The 18,298-nt window shown below is 67.0% G+C and carries 20 protein-coding genes and 1 pseudogene; 5 read left to right on the forward strand and 16 right to left on the reverse strand.

Annotation, left to right across the window (positions count from 1 at the left end; genetic code table 11):
- Window positions 1-514: 514 nt before the first annotated feature.
- Together ACMAUO_RS17300 and ACMAUO_RS17305 are read right to left on the reverse strand one after the other, a co-directional pair.
- The gene (locus ACMAUO_RS17300; protein ID WP_420358309.1) at window positions 515-1,030 is read right to left on the reverse strand and encodes a DUF192 domain-containing protein; all 516 of its coding nucleotides are present in this window, start codon (window positions 1,028-1,030) and stop codon (window positions 515-517) included.
- Between the two features lie 32 nt (window positions 1,031-1,062).
- Window positions 1,063-1,743: an MBL fold metallo-hydrolase gene (locus ACMAUO_RS17305; protein WP_420358134.1), complete on the reverse strand. Its 681-nt coding sequence runs from the start codon at window positions 1,741-1,743 to the stop codon at window positions 1,063-1,065.
- A 179-nt stretch (window positions 1,744-1,922) separates the two neighbouring features.
- Between ACMAUO_RS17305 and ACMAUO_RS17310 the strand changes: the two genes are divergently transcribed.
- The 4 genes from ACMAUO_RS17310 (at window position 1,923) to ACMAUO_RS17325 (ending at window position 5,118) form a co-directional block, all read left to right on the forward strand.
- Complete coding sequence (locus ACMAUO_RS17310) at window positions 1,923-2,996, forward strand: XdhC family protein (RefSeq protein WP_420358310.1); 1,074 nt, start codon at window positions 1,923-1,925, stop codon at window positions 2,994-2,996.
- Complete coding sequence (locus tag ACMAUO_RS17315) at window positions 2,993-3,631, forward strand: nucleotidyltransferase family protein (protein ID WP_420358135.1); 639 nt, start codon at window positions 2,993-2,995, stop codon at window positions 3,629-3,631. The genes ACMAUO_RS17310 and ACMAUO_RS17315 overlap by 4 nt, the downstream gene beginning before the upstream one ends.
- Window positions 3,632-3,702: 71 nt before the next feature.
- Window positions 3,703-4,053 (forward strand): RidA family protein, encoded by a 351-nt coding sequence (locus ACMAUO_RS17320; RefSeq protein WP_114729578.1) that lies wholly within the window; start codon window positions 3,703-3,705, stop codon window positions 4,051-4,053.
- A gap of 315 nt (window positions 4,054-4,368) precedes the next feature.
- Window positions 4,369-5,118, forward strand: coding sequence for a CHAP domain-containing protein (locus ACMAUO_RS17325; protein WP_420358136.1), 750 nt, complete (start codon window positions 4,369-4,371; stop codon window positions 5,116-5,118).
- A gap of 343 nt (window positions 5,119-5,461) precedes the next feature.
- On the opposite strand, the gene ACMAUO_RS17330 is transcribed toward ACMAUO_RS17325, so the two are convergent.
- The 14 genes and pseudogenes from ACMAUO_RS17330 to rfaD all read right to left on the reverse strand — a co-directional run bounded on the left by ACMAUO_RS17330 (window position 5,462) and on the right by rfaD (window position 17,592).
- Window positions 5,462-5,917, reverse strand: coding sequence for a 23S rRNA (pseudouridine(1915)-N(3))-methyltransferase RlmH (locus ACMAUO_RS17330; RefSeq protein ID WP_420358311.1), 456 nt, complete (start codon window positions 5,915-5,917; stop codon window positions 5,462-5,464).
- Between the two features lie 14 nt (window positions 5,918-5,931).
- Complete coding sequence (rsfS, locus tag ACMAUO_RS17335; RefSeq protein WP_420358312.1) at window positions 5,932-6,393, reverse strand: ribosome silencing factor; 462 nt, start codon at window positions 6,391-6,393, stop codon at window positions 5,932-5,934.
- 144 nt (window positions 6,394-6,537) lie between these two features.
- A pseudogene (locus tag ACMAUO_RS17340) lies at window positions 6,538-7,140 on the reverse strand (nicotinate-nucleotide adenylyltransferase); the annotation flags it as partial.
- A gap of 2 nt (window positions 7,141-7,142) precedes the next feature.
- Window positions 7,143-8,402: a glutamate-5-semialdehyde dehydrogenase gene (locus tag ACMAUO_RS17345; RefSeq protein WP_420358313.1), complete on the reverse strand. Its 1,260-nt coding sequence runs from the start codon at window positions 8,400-8,402 to the stop codon at window positions 7,143-7,145.
- 236 nt (window positions 8,403-8,638) lie between these two features.
- The gene (gene ychF / locus ACMAUO_RS17350) at window positions 8,639-9,733 is read right to left on the reverse strand and encodes a redox-regulated ATPase YchF (protein ID WP_420358137.1); all 1,095 of its coding nucleotides are present in this window, start codon (window positions 9,731-9,733) and stop codon (window positions 8,639-8,641) included.
- The gene (pth, locus tag ACMAUO_RS17355; protein ID WP_420358138.1) at window positions 9,733-10,311 is read right to left on the reverse strand and encodes an aminoacyl-tRNA hydrolase; all 579 of its coding nucleotides are present in this window, start codon (window positions 10,309-10,311) and stop codon (window positions 9,733-9,735) included. Before pth ends, ychF begins: the two co-directional genes overlap by 1 nt.
- A 36-nt stretch (window positions 10,312-10,347) precedes the next feature.
- A complete protein-coding gene (locus tag ACMAUO_RS17360; protein ID WP_420358139.1) occupies window positions 10,348-10,992 on the reverse strand; it encodes a 50S ribosomal protein L25/general stress protein Ctc in 645 nt (214 codons plus the stop codon).
- A 111-nt stretch (window positions 10,993-11,103) separates the two neighbouring features.
- Window positions 11,104-11,700 carry a histidine phosphatase family protein gene (locus tag ACMAUO_RS17365; protein ID WP_420358140.1) on the reverse strand — a complete coding sequence of 199 codons (597 nt, stop codon included), beginning with the start codon at window positions 11,698-11,700 and terminating at the stop codon, window positions 11,104-11,106.
- A 76-nt stretch (window positions 11,701-11,776) separates the two neighbouring features.
- Window positions 11,777-12,757: a ribose-phosphate pyrophosphokinase gene (locus ACMAUO_RS17370; RefSeq protein WP_420358141.1), complete on the reverse strand. Its 981-nt coding sequence runs from the start codon at window positions 12,755-12,757 to the stop codon at window positions 11,777-11,779.
- Between the two features lie 119 nt (window positions 12,758-12,876).
- A complete protein-coding gene (locus tag ACMAUO_RS17375; protein ID WP_420358142.1) occupies window positions 12,877-13,851 on the reverse strand; it encodes a hypothetical protein in 975 nt (324 codons plus the stop codon).
- A complete protein-coding gene (gene pgeF / locus ACMAUO_RS17380) occupies window positions 13,848-14,672 on the reverse strand; it encodes a peptidoglycan editing factor PgeF (RefSeq protein ID WP_420358143.1) in 825 nt (274 codons plus the stop codon). The genes ACMAUO_RS17375 and pgeF overlap by 4 nt, the downstream gene beginning before the upstream one ends.
- Complete coding sequence (locus ACMAUO_RS17385; protein WP_420358314.1) at window positions 14,662-15,684, reverse strand: class I SAM-dependent methyltransferase; 1,023 nt, start codon at window positions 15,682-15,684, stop codon at window positions 14,662-14,664. Before ACMAUO_RS17385 ends, pgeF begins: the two co-directional genes overlap by 11 nt.
- 32 nt (window positions 15,685-15,716) lie before the next feature.
- A complete protein-coding gene (gene lgt / locus ACMAUO_RS17390; RefSeq protein WP_420358144.1) occupies window positions 15,717-16,565 on the reverse strand; it encodes a prolipoprotein diacylglyceryl transferase in 849 nt (282 codons plus the stop codon).
- A gap of 46 nt (window positions 16,566-16,611) precedes the next feature.
- Entirely contained in the window at window positions 16,612-17,592 is a 981-nt protein-coding gene (gene rfaD, locus ACMAUO_RS17395; protein WP_420358145.1) for an ADP-glyceromanno-heptose 6-epimerase, read from the reverse strand.
- Between the two features lie 258 nt (window positions 17,593-17,850).
- Between rfaD and ACMAUO_RS17400 the strand changes: the two genes are divergently transcribed.
- The gene (locus tag ACMAUO_RS17400; protein ID WP_420358146.1) at window positions 17,851-18,174 is read left to right on the forward strand and encodes an accessory factor UbiK family protein; all 324 of its coding nucleotides are present in this window, start codon (window positions 17,851-17,853) and stop codon (window positions 18,172-18,174) included.
- Window positions 18,175-18,298 lie beyond the last annotated feature (124 nt).

An 18,298-nucleotide genomic window follows, 5' to 3' on the forward strand; every position in this document is an offset into this window, starting at 1 on the left:
ATAGACCAACGCCCGACTCATGCCAGAGAAAAGCCGCGCGTGGGAGCACCAGATCCGCCGTCACCGCCAGTCCGTCGATAATCGATCATGAAAGACCGGTATCTCGGCCGGCATAAGGGCGCCCCACCCCCGTGACGTACAAAACGTTTACACCGGTCGTGACCGCAGGAAACATCGCGCCATCAACGACGCGAATCAGGTCAGGCTATTACCGGGATGGCAGAACCGGTCCCAACAGACCGCCGCAACATTGCCGGAATAAGAGAGTGCGACCCACTCCATGCCCACGGACAGCAATCACCTCACGCCGGAGGCAGGCTCATAGATTCCCCCCGTCCCAATCATGGATCCGGGCGAACATGCACGGGGGGCGGCTCGAAAACCTGCCGTGTCGTACGGCAGCATACGTCCCCGCGTCTTCAGGCCCCGGTGCGGAACGGTTTTGATGACCGGCCCCACCGAAGCACAAGAAACGCAAGGCTACTACCAGCGGAACGGCCTTGCAGACAGTTCTTCAGCCCGTCGGAGCCGTGAGCGCCTTGCTCTCCACCTTGTCGCCGACAACGATGCCGAGCTTTTCAGTCAGGCCACCCTGTAATTCCAGCGTCGCGCGTGCGGGTCCATGACTGCTGATCCGTGCCAGACTCTGTGGCACGGCATTTTCGGCAATCGCCGAAATCCGCCCATCCTCGCCGATAAAGACGATATCCAGCGACACCAGCGTATTTTCCATCCACATGTCGCTCTGCTGCGGATAGGGCCAGACGAACAGCATGCCGCGATCGGCAGGCACCGACGTCCGGAACATCTCGCCCACCCGCTGCTGGCGCGGGGTGGTGGCCAGTTCGACGGAGAAGACGTGCTTCGTCCCGTTCGCGCCCGTAATGGTCAGGTTCTCACGCGGCAATTCCGCCTGCGCCTTGGTCGGCGTGTCATCCCCGACCTGGGCATGCGCGCTCCCGATCAGTTGCCCTCCGGCCAGCGCCACAACCAGGCCGCACGCCGCGGCACACATGCGCATATCCCACATCATCCATTGCCCTCTTCTGTTTGCCGGCGACATCACCGCAGGAACGGGTTGCTGCGCCGTTCGGCACCGATCGTGGTCATATCCCCATGACCGGGCAGAATCGTCACCGCGTCGCCCAGCGGCAGCAGACGATCCGTAATGGCCTGAATCAGTTGCGGACCATTGCCATAAGGAAAATCGGTGCGTCCGACCGATCCACGAAACAAGGTATCCCCCACAAAGGCAAAACCAGCCTTGGGGTCATGGAACACCACATGGCCCGGCGTATGGCCGGGAACATGCAGCACCGCGAGCGACCGGCCCAGCACCGGCAGGATTTCGCCATCGGTCACATAGCGGTCCACCGTCACATTGCCCATGCCCGTCAGCCCGTACCGGGCCGCCTGCGCCGCGATGTCGGACAGCAGGAACGCATCCCGCGCATCCGGCCCGATGATCGGCACCGTTCCGCCCTGAAGCCGGACCAGTTCATTCCGCAACGCATCCGCCCCACCCGCATGGTCCAGATGACCATGCGTCAGCAGGATGCAATCCACCGTCAGGTCACGCGCCGCAAGCGCATGCAGCAGGACAGGAACATCACCGCCCGGATCGACCACCACCGCATGGCGCGTGGCGGGATCCCACAGGATCGAACAATTCTGCCCGAAGGCGGTGACCGGCACGACGGCCAGTTCCAGCCCGGCCAGATCCGCAGTGGAAGACAACGACATAATGGCGACTCCTAGCCTTACGCGCCGCGCGGACGGGTCCAGGGCCGCTTTCCAACCCCTGCCCCGGACCAGACGCCGGAGGTTTCCGTTGTGTACGAGCCGACGGCCGGTGGAGCAAGACCGCCCTGCGGCGCGGCTGCTGGCCTGTCTATATCCACAATGATAGAGTGACGGACATGATGCCGCAGCCCCTCCTTCATGATCCGCTGGACCTGGCCCTCGCCTGGGCCGAGAACGGACAGTCGGCGGCACTGGCCACCGTCATCGGCGCGTGGGGCAGTTCCCCCCGACCGCCCGGCAGCATGATGGCGGTCAATGGCGACGGACGCATCGAAGGATCGGTCAGCGGCGGCTGCGTCGAGGCATCCGTCCTCGATGCGGCCATGACCGCGATGCAGGATGGCCGCCCCAACCTGCTGTCCTATGGCGTGACATCGGAACAGGCCTGGTCGGTCGGCCTGGCCTGCGGCGGTGAACTGGATGTGCTGGTGGAAGCAGTCGGCCCGGGCGGCACCCTGCCCATGCCGACATTGCGCGCGGCGGTCGATCTGCGACACCAGCGCAAACCCGCGTTACTGGCGACACGTCTCTCCGACATGCACCACGCGCTGGTCACCCGCACGACCACGGGCGCGTTGACGCGCATTGCCGGCGGATCGATCGAGCCCTCCCTGCTCCCGGCCCTGGAGCAAGCCTTCCGCGATGGCCGCAGCCGCCGCATTACCGGCGCGGAGGGCGAATCCTGGTTCCTGCATCTGCTGACGGCGCCCTATCGGCTGCTGATCGTCGGCGCGGTCCATATCGCACAGGTCCTGGCACCGCTGGCGACGACGATGGGCTTCGCGGTGACCGTCATCGACCCCCGCACCCAACTGGCCACCCCGGAACGCTTCCCCGGCATCGCACTGGTCACCGAATGGCCGGACGAGGCCCTGGAAACCCTTGCCATCGACACCCACACCGCAATCGTCACCCTGACCCACGACGCCAAGCTGGACGATCCGACCCTGCGCACGGCCTTGCAGAGCCCGGCCTTCTATATAGGTGCGCTGGGGTCGCGCAAAACCCAGGCATCACGACTGGATCGGCTGGCAGAAGACGGTATCGGCCCCGAGCGGACAGCGCGTATCCACGGCCCGGTCGGACTGGCGATCGGCGCGATCGGCGCGCCCGAGATCGCCCTGTCGATTCTGGCCGAGATCGTGGCGGTGCGCCGCGACGCAGCCCTGGGCCACCATTCCGGCTGGACATGACCCCGACCGCAGCCCCCGTCATCGCGCTGGTGCTGGCCGCCGGCCGGTCGTCACGGTCGGCCCCGCACCACAAGCTGCTGACCGCCGACGCCACCGGCATGCCGATGATCGCCCGCACCCTCCACGCCATATGCGCCAGCACGATCGACCGTGTCGTCGTCGTGCTGGGCCACCGCGCGGCGGACCTGCGGAACGCGATCACCGACCACGCGCCCTACGCCCGGCCGCTGAGCATGATCATCGCGGCCGACCACGCAATGGGCCTGTCCGCCAGCCTGCGCGCCGGACTGCAAGCGATCGCGGAGCCCCCACCCGAAGCCGTGCTGATCTGCCTGGGTGACATGCCGACCCTCCGCCCCGACCTGATCGACCGGCTGATCGCCCGCCATCGGCATGATAGCCCGCCCGTAACGATCCCCTTTCACGACGGACGGCAGGGCCACCCCGTCCTGTGGGACCGGACGATGATCCCGCGACTGATGACCCTGGAGGGCGACCGTGGCGCCGGCGTGCTGATCCGCGCACTCGGCCCGCAAGCCGCCATCGTGCCGGCCGACGAGACGATCCATGAGGATTTCGACACCCCCGCCCGGCTCGAACGGTTCGCCGCGTCGGCACTGTCGCAGGGCGGTTGACTGGCCCCGACCCGGTGTCGGAGAAGGGCATGCGCGGCCCCGGTGGCCGCCAACATGAAGGACTGGCCCCAATGAGCAAGATCATCCGCACGGAACCGAACGCGATCCTGTCCAAGGTCGTGGAATATCACGGCTTCCTGTTCACCCAGGGTTTCGTCGCGCGCGACCTGAAGGGCGACGTCTCCGCCCAGACGCGCGATATTCTGGAGCAGATCGACGAAGCGCTGGAACTGCACGGCACCGACAAGACCCGCCTACTCCAGGCCCAGATCTGGCTGAAGGACATCGCCGACCGCGACGCGCTGAACGTCCTGTGGTCCGCCTGGCTGCCGAAGGATGGCGCTCCGGCCCGCGCCTGCGTCCAGGCCACGATGGCCAGCCCGGACGTCCTGGTCGAGATCATGCTGATCTGCACCAAGTAAGCCTCTCGATTCACCCGGAAACGGGGCCCACCGGCCACACCGGATGTCGCTTTTATGCAACGGGTCCCGATTCCGATTCCCCTTCCAATGCCCTGGACCGTCCGTTCCCTCGCCTCCCCACAATCTCCATTTTTCATTGAATAACCGTGGCCTGCGTTTTTCAATGAGGAATATATTCCTATTTTCTGGATTCAGGCACGCCGTTTTCTGAAAATGTCATCAATGCCGCATGAGAAATGCGGCGCCGTCTTGTCAGGGTTGCAGCGTCATTGCTACCCCTGTTGGGCAACGACAGTGCGTGTGAGGTCTTGTAGGATGCGGGCAGGTGGTTTGGGACGTGCGTTCCTCTTTTCTGTAGCAGCGGCGTCCCTGGGCCTCGTCTTCTCCACCAAGGCTGATGCGAATACGCACCGGCCGGTTCATCATGCCACGCATGCCGTTCACGCGGTACACGCCGTGCAGCACGGGCACCATGTGGCGTTCCGTCGCGGCAGGCACCATGAAACCGGCCATGTCATCCAGTGCGTGGCCTTCGCCAAGTCGGCGTCCGATGTCATGCTGCATGGAAATGCGGCCAACTGGTGGTACAATGCCTCTGGTGTCTATGCCCGTGGTGCGGCCCCCGAATCCGGCAGCATCCTGAATTTCCGCGCCAACCGCCGCATGCCGCTGGGCCATGTCGCGGTCGTCCGCCAGATTGTCGACAGCCGCACCATCGTGATCGACCAGTCGCACTGGGCCCAGCGGGGCATCAGCCGCAACGTGTCGGTGATCGACGTTTCGCCCAACAATGACTGGACGGCGGTTCGCGTCGCACTGGGCCAGAACGGGGCCTATGGCAGCATCTATCCCACCTACGGCTTCATCTATTCGCGTCCGGACACCAGCGGCCGCATCATGACCGCCAGCAGCGAGCGTTCGGTGCCGCAGACCATCAACAATGCCCCGAGCGACCTGCGCCATCCGATGCGGACGACCGAAGTCGCCGAGGCTCCCGATACCCTGCCCCGCGTCACCTACGGCCACGCCTTCCGCGAAGACGCCCCGAACCGTTCCATTCGCTAAGAACCTGATCGAAACGCAGACGGATCCCCGCCGCCGCGCATAACATTCAGACTCTCAAGGTCTGTTTGGAAATGCGGGCTGCGAGCGAGCTTATCGCCAAGCGCACGCCCGTCATGTGTTGCAGAGCCTCGGCGCGAGCAGCCCTTTTTCAAACACCCTCATAACCAACGCACACACCAAAATCCTGCTTGGAAATGTGGGCTGGTGAGCGAGAGCGCCGCGAAGCGGCGCGCCCGTCGTGCGTTTCCGATTACCGACGCGGAGCGGCCTAAATGGCCGTGAGCACCGGAGCGCAGGAAACGCGCGTCGGATCGCCACCAGCGCGCATTTCCAAGCAGGATTTTCAGGGGCGTCCGGCGCGGTGGTAGGGATGCCCTGACGCAATCGCCCGCGCCCGATAAAGCTGCTCGGCCAGCAACCCCCGCACCAGCATGTGCGGCCACGTCATGGGCCCGAGCGAGAGCGTATCATCGGCACGCGCCAGCACTGGCCCATCCAGCCCTTCCGCCCCCCCGATCAGGAAACAGACCGGCCGTGACAGGCCCAGCCAGCGCTCGACATGCCGGGCGAACTCCAGGCTGGCATGCGCCCGTCCACCCTCGTCCAGCGCAATGACAAACGCCCGGTCAGGCAGGGCGGAGAGCAGCGCCTGCCCTTCGCGCCGCTTGATTTCCGCAGCGGCACCCCTGCCTTCCGCGACCTCGACCATCTCCAGCTTCGGCGTCAGCCGTTCGGCATAACGCTGGAACAGGTCGCGGTCGACACGGTCCTTCATGCGCCCGACAGCGATCAGCCGCATCATCGGGTCGCGTCCTACTCGGCCTCCGGCGTCCCGCCGGGCGGCACGTCGAGATCGGCCCCCCACATGCGCTCCAGGCCGTACTGGGCCCGGGCCTCGGTCTTGAACAGATGCACGACGATATCGCCGGCATCGATCAGCACCCAGTCGGAGCCATTCGCGCCCTCGATCAGCACCCGCTTCAGCCCCGCCTCACCCAGCTTGCGCTCCAGATGCGTGGCCATGGCCGAGATCTGCCGGTCGGCGATACCGGTGGCGATCACCATCCGGTCGGCGAACGACGCACGCCCCGTCAGGTCCAGCACCACGATATCCTCGCCCTTGTCGTCGGCCAGGCTCTCGGTGATGACGGAGAGATATTTTTCCAGCTTGCTGATTTCCGCCGGCTCGCGGTTCACCGCCTTGCCGGGGCCGGCAACGGCCGCCTTCTTGCGCGGCGTACCCGGCGCCCGTGCCGCACCCGGCACCGCGGCCAGTCCGGCCGTTGTCTTCCTGCCGGTCGTGCCGGCTGTCTTCTTGGGTGCCGTGCGACGAGTGGTACCCGTATCGGCCGGAGGCTTCCTGGCGATGACTCTTACTCCTGCTGCATTCCGTGCGGGATCACCTTGCCGCGCCAACGCACGCTCCAACGCAGTGGCACGCAATTCCGTTGCTGATATACCGATCTGCGGGGCAGGAAGAAAGGCCCAGGCGCACGGCGCGCAATCCGCCAGGATCGGCGCCTCCCGCGCCGGCCGCCGCCACCGGCCGAGCGCCAGCGCCGCCTGCCCCCGAAGCGCCGCCGGATTGTAGGACGGCCGGGGCAGCACCGCGAACGGCACCATCGCGACGATGCGCCGCCAGCGCCGCCAGCGCGGCAGTTCCGCCAGCCCGTCCGCCCCCATCAGCCAGACGAATTCCACATTGGGAAAACGCAGCCGCAGCAACGCCAGCGTATCGACCGTATAGCGCGTGCCGAGATGCCGCTCGATATCGGTGGCGATGATACGCCGCCCATCGACCTTCGCCGCCACCCCGGCCAACCGCACCGCAAGCGGCGCCATCCCCCTGGCCGGTTTCAACGGATTCCCCGGCGAGACCATCAGCCAGACCTGATCCAGCCGCAACAGCCGCAACGCCCGCTGCGCCAGTTGCAGATGCCCGACATGAACCGGATTGAACGATCCCCCGAGAAGACCGACCCGAATCCGCCGCCCGTCTCCCCAAACCGGAAGCGATGTCACAATCAGGGACGCTGCTGGCCCGTTCCCACCACTTCGTACCGGAAGGTCGTCAACTGCTCCAGCCCGACCGGCCCCCGCGCATGGAAGCGCCCGGTGGCAATGCCGATTTCCGCCCCGAAGCCGAATTCCCCCCCATCACAGAACTGGGTCGAGGCGTTCCACATCACCACCGCACTGTCGGTACCGTTCAGGAAACGCGCCGCGACCTCGGCATCCTCGGTCACGATCGCCTCGGTATGCGCGCTGCCGAAGCGCGCGATATGCGCCAGCGCGTCATCCACGCCATCCACCACCGCGATCGACAGGATCGCATCCAGCCATTCAGTGGCGAAATCCGCCTCGCTGGCCGCCGGCAGATCCGGCAGGATCGCCCGCGCCCGCGCATCCGCCTTGAAGGCGCACCCCTTCGCCGCCAGATCGGCCACAATCCCCGGCAACAGCGCCGACGCCACCGAGGCGTCGATCAGCAGCGTCTCGGTCGCTCCGCAGATCCCCGTCCGGCGCATCTTGGCATTGACCACCAGCCCCCGCGCCATCTCCGGATCGGCGGCTTCATGGACATAGGTGTGGCAGAGCCCCTCGGCATGCGCGAGCACAGGCACCCGCGCCTCGCGCTGCACGCGCTCGACCAGCGACTTGCCGCCACGGGGAATGATCAGGTCGATCAGCCCGGCCGCCCCCAGCATATCCGCCACATGGCGCCGATCGGCATCCGGCGCGATCTGCACCGCCGCCTCCGGCAACCCGGCAGCCCGCAGGCCCGCCACCATCGCCCCATGAATGGCCCGCGCGCTATGCAGGCTTTCCGACCCACCGCGCAGGATCACCGCATTGCCCGACTTGATGCACAGGCCCGCCGCATCGGCCCCCACATTGGGGCGGCTTTCATAGATCATGCCGATCACGCCGACCGGCGTCGCCACCCGGCTGATCCGCAACCCGTTGGGCCGCGTCCACTCCGCCAGCACCCGCCCGACGGGATCGGGCAGCTCCGCCACATCCTCCAGCCCCGCCGCCATCGCCTCGACCCGCGCCGGGGTCAAGGTCAGCCGATCGCGAAACGCCGCACTCGCAGTCGAGGCTTCAAGATCAAGCGCATTCGCCGCCAGGATCTCCGCCTGCCGCTCACGCAGCGCGGCAGCGGCATGGCGCAAAGCGGCATTGCGCGTCTCGGACGCACTCCGCGCCAGAATCCGCGCAGCAGCCCGGGCCCGCGCAGCCAGTTCCGGCATGGCCGGGACCCACTGGCCCTGTGCTTCCATGACGGACGTAACTGCGTTCATGACCGGCCTCCCTGCCTCGATAACGGGTCATTTTCGAACCGTCCGCCCGGCGAGGGCAAGGGGAGAAAAAGCCGGGCGATCATTTCTCGTTCTTTTTTGAAAAAAAGAACCAAAAAACTCTGATTCGTTCAGGCGCCTTGTGCTTGCGCCAAACGATGTCTCTGAACAGATCAAAAGTCTTTTTGCTTCTTTTTCTTCAGAAAAAGAAGAAACGCTTACACGTTGAAGCGGAACAGCAGCACGTCTCCGTCCTGCACCACATAATCCCGCCCTTCGATCCGCAGCTTGCCAGCTTCCTTGGCCCCAGCCTCGCCCTGATAACGGACGTAATCCTCATAGGCGACGGTTTCGCAGGCGATGAACCCACGCTCGAAATCATTATGGATCACGGCAGCCGCCTGCGGCGCGCGCGTGCCGGCCGTAATCGTCCAGGCGCGAGTTTCCTTGGGGCCAACCGTAAAATAGGTCCGCAGCCCCAGCAGCCCATATCCGGCGGCAATCACCCGATCCAGACCACTATCGGCCAGACCCAGCCCTTCAAGGAATTCCTTGCGGTCCTCGGCACCCAACTGGCTGACCTCCGCCTCGATCGCCGCCGAAACGACCACGCTGGCCGCCCCTTCAGCTTCCGCGCGGGCCTGCACCTTCTTCGAGAAATCATTGCCGGTGGCGGCAGACGCTTCCTCGACATTGCAGACATACAGGACCGGCTTGCTGGTCATCAGTTGCAGGCGGCGCACCGCCTCTTCCTGCCCCGCCGGAATCGCCTTCCGCGCCGGCTGTCCCTCGCGCAGGGCCGCGATCAGCGGTTCCATCAGCGCGACCTGGGCGGCGGCCTCGCGGTCATTGCCCTTCGCCTTCTTCTGAAGGGCCACGATCCGCTTTTCCAGCGAGTCCAGGTCGGCCAGCATCAGTTCGGTCTCGATGATCTCGGCATCACGGATCGGATCGACCCCGCCTTCGACATGCGTGATGTCGTCATCCTCGAAACAGCGCAGAACGTGGATGATCGCATCCACCTCACGGATATTGGCCAGGAACTGGTTGCCCAGCCCCTCCCCGCGCGAGGCCCCGCGCACGAGTCCGGCGATATCGACGAATTCCAGGCTGGTCGGCAGGATCTTCTGCGACTTGCCGATCGCCGCCAGCTTTTCCAGACGCGGGTCCGGCACCGCCACCCGGCCCACATTGGGCTCGATGGTGCAGAACGGATAATTCGCGGCCTGGGCCGAAGCCGTCTCGGTCAGGGCGTTGAACAGGGTCGACTTGCCGACATTCGGCAGGCCCACGATACCGCAATTGAACCCCATCAGCCCTTCTCCCCGGCCAGCAAGGCCATCCTGGTCATGAATAGTTCGGGCTTCCTGTCCGCAAGGACCGGCGCCGTGTCGGACAGGCCGTCGAGCATCGGCTCCAGCCAGTCCTGATCGCTTTTCGAGAAATCACCCAGAACGTGGCCCGTCACACGCTCGCGCACACCAGGATGCCCGATGCCGAGACGTACACGCCAATAGTCCTGGCTCCCCAGCATCCTGTCCATCGACCGCAGGCCATTATGCCCCGCCGCGCCGCCCCCGCGCTTCACCCGCACCCGACCGGGCGCCAGGTCCAGCTCGTCATGGAAGGCGGTGATGGACTCGACTGGTATCTTGTAGAAGGCCGCCGCCTGCTGAACGCTTTCGCCTGAAAGATTCATGTAGGTCATGGGCTTGAGCAGCAGCACCTTGTGCGTGCCCACCCGCCCTTCGGCCACCTCGCCGCGAAAGCGCTTCCGCCATGGCGTGAAGCCATGGCGGGACGCGATGCGGTCGACGGCCATGAAACCGACATTGTGCCGATGCCGGCTCATTCCCGGCTCAGGATTACCGAGCCCGGTCCAGAGCAGCATTCCGTGTTCCCTGTCGTCTGGCCGCCTGGGGCCGCCTTACTTCTTCGCCGCACCCTTCGCCGGAGCCGCCTTGGCCGGAGCCGCGGCTGCTTCCGCCGGAGCCGGCGTGTCGTCGACGCTCGGCGCGGCGACTGTGGCGATGACGAAGTTCGGGATCTGCAGCAGCGGCGTCACATCCGCGGTGCCCTGAAGATCGTCCCAACGCACGTTGTCGTGGATGTCGAGCTGCGACAGGTCGACCGTGAACGAGGACGGAATGTTCGCCGGATCGGCGCTGATTTCCACGCTGTGGCGAACGATGTTCAGCACGCCACCGCGCTTGATGCCGGGGGACTTGTCTTCACCGGTGAAGATGATGCGCACTTCGACATGCACGCGCTCGCCGGCGGCCAGACGCTGGAAGTCGACATGCACCGGCTGGTCGGTCACCGGGTGCAGCTGTACTTCGCGCATCAGCGCGGTCGACGACACACCTTCGACGGTGATGTCGTACACGCGCGAACGCCAGCCACCCTGGTACATCTCGCGCAGCACCAGACGGGGGTCGAGCGCGATCAGCGTCGGTTCCTGCTTCGCACCATAGATCACGGCCGGCACCTGACCGGCACGCCTCGTCGCGCGCGCTGCCCCCTTACCAGCCTTCGCGCGCGAAGAAGCCTCAAGTTTCGTAAATTGGGTCACGTTATGCTCCTGAAAACCTGTTTACGCAGGCCTCCAGGGGTGCCCGCGCGTGGGGGCGTTTAACGGAAAAGCCCGGCCGAGGCAAATATTTCGGCACCAGCCGGCCGCAATTCAGCCCATCACATCCAGGCTCCACGCCGCCGCACCCGACACCGGCGGCTGAACCCAGAGCGGCGTGGCATTGGGCAGGCGCACATTGGCCGGCAGCCCCATCGCCGACCGCAGGGCCCGGAACATCGCCCCATGGCAGACGATCAGCACCGTTCCCTCGCCATCCAGCGCCCGGTTGACGGCCGCCACCGCCCGGGCCCGCAGTTCAGCGAACGGCTCGGCCCCGTTCGGCGTGTACTCTCCGGCAATCCAGCTATCGTACCAATGGCCCATCGGCTGGCCTTCCTGGTCGCCGAAACAGACCTCCTGCAGCCCGTCATCCACGGCAACCGGCAGCGGCTCCCCACCCGGCGCGGCCATCGCCCGCGCCACGATCTGCGCCGTACGCAGGGCCCGGATCAGCGGCGAGGCCACGATCCGCGCGATCGGCGCACAGGCGGCCTCGTCCCGGGCCAGCAGCGCACCGGCCGCCTCGGCCTGGGCGATGCCCCGCGCATTCAGGGGAATGTCCGATCGCCCCTGCGACCGCCCCTCGGCATTCCAGTCCGTCTCGCCATGACGCAGATACCAGTAAGGCCGGGCGATCAGCGTGGTCATATCCGGAGGCTCCTGTCGGTTCATCCATCCCCGATAGGTCGTCCACGTCCCGCCGGTCAATCCGGAGGGCGCGACCTCAATCGAACAGCGAGGAAACCGAACTCTCGTCCGACACCGCGCGCATGGCGCGCGACAGCAGGTTGGCGGTGCTGATCTGGCGGATATTCTCCGCCTTCGCCACGGCCTCGGTCGCGGCGATGCTGTCGGTCAGCGTCAGCATGCGAATCGGCGACTGCGCGATGCGCGACACCGCGCTGCCGGTCAGCACGCCATGGGTCACATAGGCCTCGACCGCCACCGCGCCCTCGTTCATCAGCGCCACGGCGGCATTGCACAGCGATCCGCCGCTATCGACGATATCGTCGACCAGGATGCAGTAGCGGCCGCGCACATCGCCGATCACGTTCATCACCTCGGACACGCCGGCCCGCTCGCGCCGCTTGTCGATGATGGCCAAGTCCACATTCAGCCGCTGCGCCAGTTGCCGGGCACGCACCACGCCGCCGACATCGGGCGAGACGATCATCAGGTTCTCGAATCCGCCGGGGATATCCAGCGCGGGCGCCGCGTAAGGCAGCGAACCAGGCTCGATCCGCCCCTTGATATCGCGCGTAAACAGCGGCGCGGCATAGAGATTGTCCACCGGAATATCGAAGAAGCCCTGGATCTGCATCGCATGCAAATCCATCGTCAGGATGCGGTTCGCCCCGGCCTCGACCAGCAGGTTGGCCACCAGCTTGGCGCTGATCGGCGTGCGGGGGCCGGATTTGCGATCCTGCCGCGCATAGCCGAAATACGGCATCACCGCCGTCACCCGACGCGCCGATCCGCGACGCAGCGCGTCGAGCATGATCAGCAGTTCCATCAGATTGTCATTGGTGGGCGAGCAGGTGCTCTGGATGACGAAGACATCCTCGCCACGCACGTTCTCATGGATCTCGACGAAGACTTCCATGTCCGCGAAGCGCCGGACCGAGACATTGCACAGCGGCATCCGCAATTCCGCCGCCACCTTCTCGGCCAGGGGCAAATTGCTGTTACAGGCGACGATCTTCATCTGGCAACGCTCCCGGAAGGCGCACTCATGGCTGGCGCGCGGGTTCTAGCAACCACGCCCCGTCCTGTCATCCGTCTCGCGTATCGATCGCGCATGCCGGCCATGCCGCAGGCGCGGGATCAGCCCGACCGTTGCGTCTTCGCCACAGAAGGCGCGCCAGCAGGCGTCCCGGCAGGCGGCGGCAGCGGCGCATTATCCCGCCCCGAATAGCGCGAGATCACCTGCCGCACCCCACCCGCCGCCTCTTGCGCGGCGGCGAGGGCGACTTCGCCCCAATGCCCGTCAAGCGAATGGGCGTCGATATCGTGAAGCTGCGTGGCCGCCCCCGATTCCTTGCCCTGCGCATCCACCACCCGCCAGACCAGTTGCAGATGCTGCTGCGGATGACCGGAACCGCCGGGGATGACCTCACTGACCGTCACCGCGCAGGAGACGGTAAAATCGGCATCGCGCGGATTATCCTGCACCGCATCCTCGGCATCCCGCAGCGAGCCCACGAACGCCTGGGCCAGCGCCACATTCCCGTCGCCCGGCGCGCCCTTCACCCCGGCAAAATAGATCCGCGCCGCACGGTGCTTCAGGCTATGCGGGTCCTGCGCCATCTGGTCGGCCTGAATACCTGTCAGGGCCCCCGTGATCGCCAGCGCGAGCTGATGCGCGGACTCGCGCAGCGCATCCACATCGCCCGCAGCCCAGGCGGCAGCGGGAACCCCCACCCCCTCACCGGAACCCCGCACCACCCCAGCCGGCGTCATGATGCTGTAGGTCGGGACCACCATCCCGCCCCGCGCCTCCGCCCCCAGCCGCAGCCACCAGTCGCCGGGGCGCACGGGCTGGGCCATGGCCGGCACCGTCTGCTCCAGCAGGGCGGCGGCCATGTCGCGGCTCCATTCCCGCGCGGCCGCGTCCGTCAGCAGCGCCGTCGTCGGCAGCGGGATCGCCAGCCGAGCGGGCGGCGCATTCCGGGCCAGCGACCGCCCGACCTGCCCCGGATCGCGAAACGGATGGGGCACGTCCAGACACCCGGACAGGAGCAGCAGACTGGCCGCACCGGCCAGCCCGGCAAGACGACGGACAAAAAGCGCGCGAATCATGCCAGACCTGTAGCACCACCCGGCGCGATGACCGAAATCTGATGCCCGATCGGCCCGCCCCCCGCCAGCGTCCGGCGCCGATGGCTGAAGAACCGCGCCTCGTCGGCCAGCGTATCCACCCCCAGGGCCACCGCCTCGCCGATGCCCGCCCCACGCAGGCGCGCCACGCAATACCCCGCCAGGTCGAACTGAAAGTGCTCCGCCCGCCGACCGGCATGAAAGAACGAGTCCGCCGCCGGATCGGCCGCCAGCGCCTGCGCACGCATGTCCGCCCCCACCTCGTAACTGTCCCGCGCGATGCAGGGGCCCACCACCGCCCGCACGGTCGAAGCCCCCGCCCCCAGCGCCGCCATGGCCGCCAGCGTCGCCTCCAGCACGCCGCCCACGGCCCCGCGCCAGCCGGCATGCGCCGCCCCCACCACCGAACCGTCCGCCGAAGCGAACAGCACCGGCCCGCAATCGGCGGTAATCACCCCCAGCGCCAGGCCCGGCCGATCGGTCACCATCGCGTCCGCCGCCGCCCCCTGCCCGACGGGCCAGGGCGCCGTCACCGTCACCACCCCATCGCCATGAACCTGCGTCACGCCCAGCAGATGCGCCGGTGCCACGCCGATGGCCCGCGCCACCCGACGCCGGTTTTCCGCCAGCGCCGCCGGGTCGTCACCCGAACGGGTCGAGCAGTTCAGGCTGGCATAAGGCCCCTGCGACACCCCGCCCCGCCGGGTAAAGAACCCATGCGGCACACCGCCCAACAGCCCATGACGCAGGATCGCATCAGACGGAATCGTCCCGCTCGCCAGTACGATATCCTCACGGCTCATGGCGTTCTCCCTTCTCACCGCGCGTCCCGGCCACCGGTTCAACGGCAAAACCGGGCGGCACGGGCAACCCCGGCGACGTGATCGCCAGCGCCTTGAACAGCCGCCCCATCCGGTCGGGCGCCGCCAGCCGCTGGGCGGCATCATGAATGGCATGGGCTTCGACCGGCGACCGGTTGCGCGCCAGTTGCCCGGCCCGCGCAAAAAGGCCCAGCCCCGCCAGCAGCGCGCCCTGCGTCACGCTGCCATGACAGACGGCCCCCACCGCCGCGCGGGCAAAGGCCGCGAAATCGACATGCGCCGTCAGGTCGGCCAGCCCCGGATCGGCCAGCGGCCAGGCCGGCTCGCCATCGCGCAGCGCCTGCAACGTGTCGCCCCACAGCGCGCCGTCATACCCGTAATCAATGAACAAAGCCGTACCGGGCGACCGGGCAAACTGTGCCGCCACCCCCCGCGCCACGTCCAGTGCCTCGGGGCAGCACTCCAGAATCTCTCCCTCGGGCACCGCCCGGTCGAACGGCCCCTCCGGCAGGTCCACGGCCGGCAGCGTCACAAACCCCACCCCGTCCACGAACCGCTCGTCCCATCCCGCCCCGGTCCGCACGAACTGCCGGATCGGCAAGGCATCGAGAAATTCATTGGCCAGCAGGATCATCGGCCCATCGGGCAGCGCCGCGATCGTCTCATGCCACGCGACCGGATGCGCCGTCCGCCCCGCCAGCGCCGCACGCTGCACATCGCGCAGCCGGGACGAGGTCTCGACCAGATGCACCCGGGCGGCCCCATGGCAATCGGGCGCCACCCGTCCCAGCAACCGCATCATGTCGGCCATCAGCGTCCCGCGCCCCGGTCCGGCCTCGGCCAGGAGGAACGGATCGGGCCGCCCCATCCCCTGCCAGGTCACGGCCACCCAGGCGCCGAGGATCTCGCCGAACATCTGCGAAATCTCCGGCGCGGTAATGAAATCCGCAAACGGATCGCGCCCGGCATAATAGGCCGCATTGGCCCGCGCCATGAACCGGTCCAGCCGTTCCGGCGCGGCACCGTTCACGGATGCTCGCCTTCCACGGCCTCGACCGGCATCAGCACCGGGCAGGGCGGCTTCAGCATCGCCTGCGCCATCAGCCCGGCACCGGCCACCGCCATCGGAATGCACAGAAGCTGCCCCATGGTCGTCCCGAACGGCAGGAACCCGATAAACGCATCAGGCTCGCGGAAAAACTCGCAGAAGCTGCGCGCCACCGCATAGCCGAACAGGAACAGCCCGGCCAGAAAGCCCGGCCGCTCGCGAATCCGCTCGCTGCGCGCCACCAGCCACATGACGGTGAACAGCACCGCGCCTTCCAGCAGCGCCTCATAGAGTTCCGAAGGATGACGCGGCTCCGGCCCCGCCTGCGGAAAGATCATCGCCCACGGCAGATCGGCCGGCGCGGCCCGGCCCCACAATTCCCCGTTGATGAAGTTCGCGACCCGGCCCAACCCCAGCCCCATCGGCACCACGATGGTCACCCGGTCGGAAAACGCCAGAAAACTCAGCCCGTTGCGCCGGGCAAACAGCGCCAGCGCCGCCACCACCCCCAGCGCCCCGCCATGGAACGCCATCCCACCATGCCACACTTCCAACGCGGCCAGCGGATGCGCCAGATAGATCTGCGGCTGATAGAACAGGATGTAGCCCACCCGCCCCCCCAGCACGACGCCCAACGTGGCCCAGGTCAGAAAATCATCCACCTGCTCGGGCGTGGCGGCACGCGGCGTCAGGGTGACCAGATGGCGCACCAGCCGCCAGCCGACCAGCAGCGCGGTGATATAGGCCATGGCGTACCAGCGGATGGCCAGCGGCCCCACATGCACCATGACCGGATCGAATTGCGGAAAGATCAGTACAGGCAGCATGCGGCGGCGTCCTTCGACGTCGAGGGGGGCAGGGACCGGGCGAACGTCACAGATAGGCGTCGGCGGTGGCGAGGTAATCATGCACGTAGCGGCGGACCCCGTCCTCCAGCGACGTAAACGGCTTGGTGTATCCCGCCGCGCGCAGCCGCGTCATGTCGGCACAGGTATAGGATTGATAATGCCCGCGCAGCGCCTCGGGCATGTCCACGAACGCGACCTTCCGGGGCAGCCCGGCCGCATCGCAGACCGCATGCGCCAGGTCCAGATAGGTCCGCGCCACCCCGGTACCGCAATTGAACAGCCCGCTGACACGCGGATTGTCCAGCAGCCACAGCATGACATTGACCACATCCCCCACCCAGATGAAGTCGCGCGCCTGCGCCCCGTCCGCCAGGCCGGGCACGTTCGAGCGGAACAGCGTGGCCGCCCCGCCGCGCATCAGCTCGTCGTATTTCACCTTCACGACCGAGACCATGCCACCCTTGTGGTACTCGTTCGGCCCGTAGACGTTGAAGAATTTCAGCCCCGCCCACTGCGCGGGCGCGGGCTCGTTTCCGGCCGCCCACCCCTGCACATGGCGGTCGAACACATGCTTCGACCAGCCATACAGGTTCAGCGGCCGCAGCGCCTCCAGTCCCGCCGGATCGTCGGAGAACTGCTCGGCCCGGTCGGCCGCGCCATAGGTGGCGGCCGAGGACGCATAGATGAACCGCGCCCCTTCCCGCGCGCACCACTGCCACAGGCGCGTCGACAACTCGACATTGGTGCGCCAGACCAGATCGCCGTCGCGGGCGGTGGTCTCGCTGATCGCGCCCATATGCAGCACGGCGGACACATCGGGCCGGCTGTCCAGAAAGGCGTCCAGCGCCTCGGGGGCCACCAGCCGGTCAGGCGCATGGCGCGCCACATTGCGCCATTTATCGCCCGTTCCCAGCCAGTCGACGACCACCGTCTCCTCGCCCCGCGCCCGAAGCGCCGCCTGTAGACACGAGCCGATGAAACCGGCCCCACCGGTGATGATGATCATGCGGTCTCTATAATCCAGATCGCGCCACGTTCGAAGTGCCTGTCCGGAAATGCGGTCTGGCGGCGTGTCCTCCGCGCATTTCCTGCGCTCCGATACATTCTCCGACCGCCTCTCTTCCCGCGCCGCAAACCCGCCTTCCGCATTGCCGGATGGCCTTGCGGCACGGGACTGTCTATATGCTGCCCATGCGATCCCTTGGTCCGTGCCGCCCCGGCGGGTGCGGGCGCAGACCCGGCAGTGAACACAGGAGGACCCGCCATGTCCGACAGGCCACGCTTTTTTGATGATCTCGCCGGTGTCGCCGGCGGCGCGCTCTCAGCCCTGGCCGGCGTGCGCGAAGAGATCGGCGCCATCGTCCGCGTGCGGGTCGACGAAGCCCTGTCGTCGCTGAACCTGGTCCGGCGCGAGGAATTCGAGGTCGTGCGCGAACTCGCCGCCCGCGCCCGCGCCGCCCAGGAAGACTCCGACGCCCGCCTGGCCGCGCTGGAAGCGCGAGTCGCCACGCTGGAAGCCGTCATCGCCCCGAACGAGCCGTTTCCGGCACCCGAACCGCCGGGCGGGTCATTCAGCAATTACGCCTGAACACTAAATTTTTCGTTTCGATTGCCCGCACGCATGCGCCTGCGCTTGCCAGCATGGCCGGACCGCCCATAGGGTTGGGGTGTGACCACATTCCCACCCGTGGCGGGAATGACACATGGTCCGG

The sequence above is a fragment of the Gluconacetobacter brunescens genome, from assembly GCF_048695475.1.
Taxonomy (GTDB): Bacteria; Pseudomonadota; Alphaproteobacteria; order Acetobacterales; family Acetobacteraceae; genus Gluconacetobacter.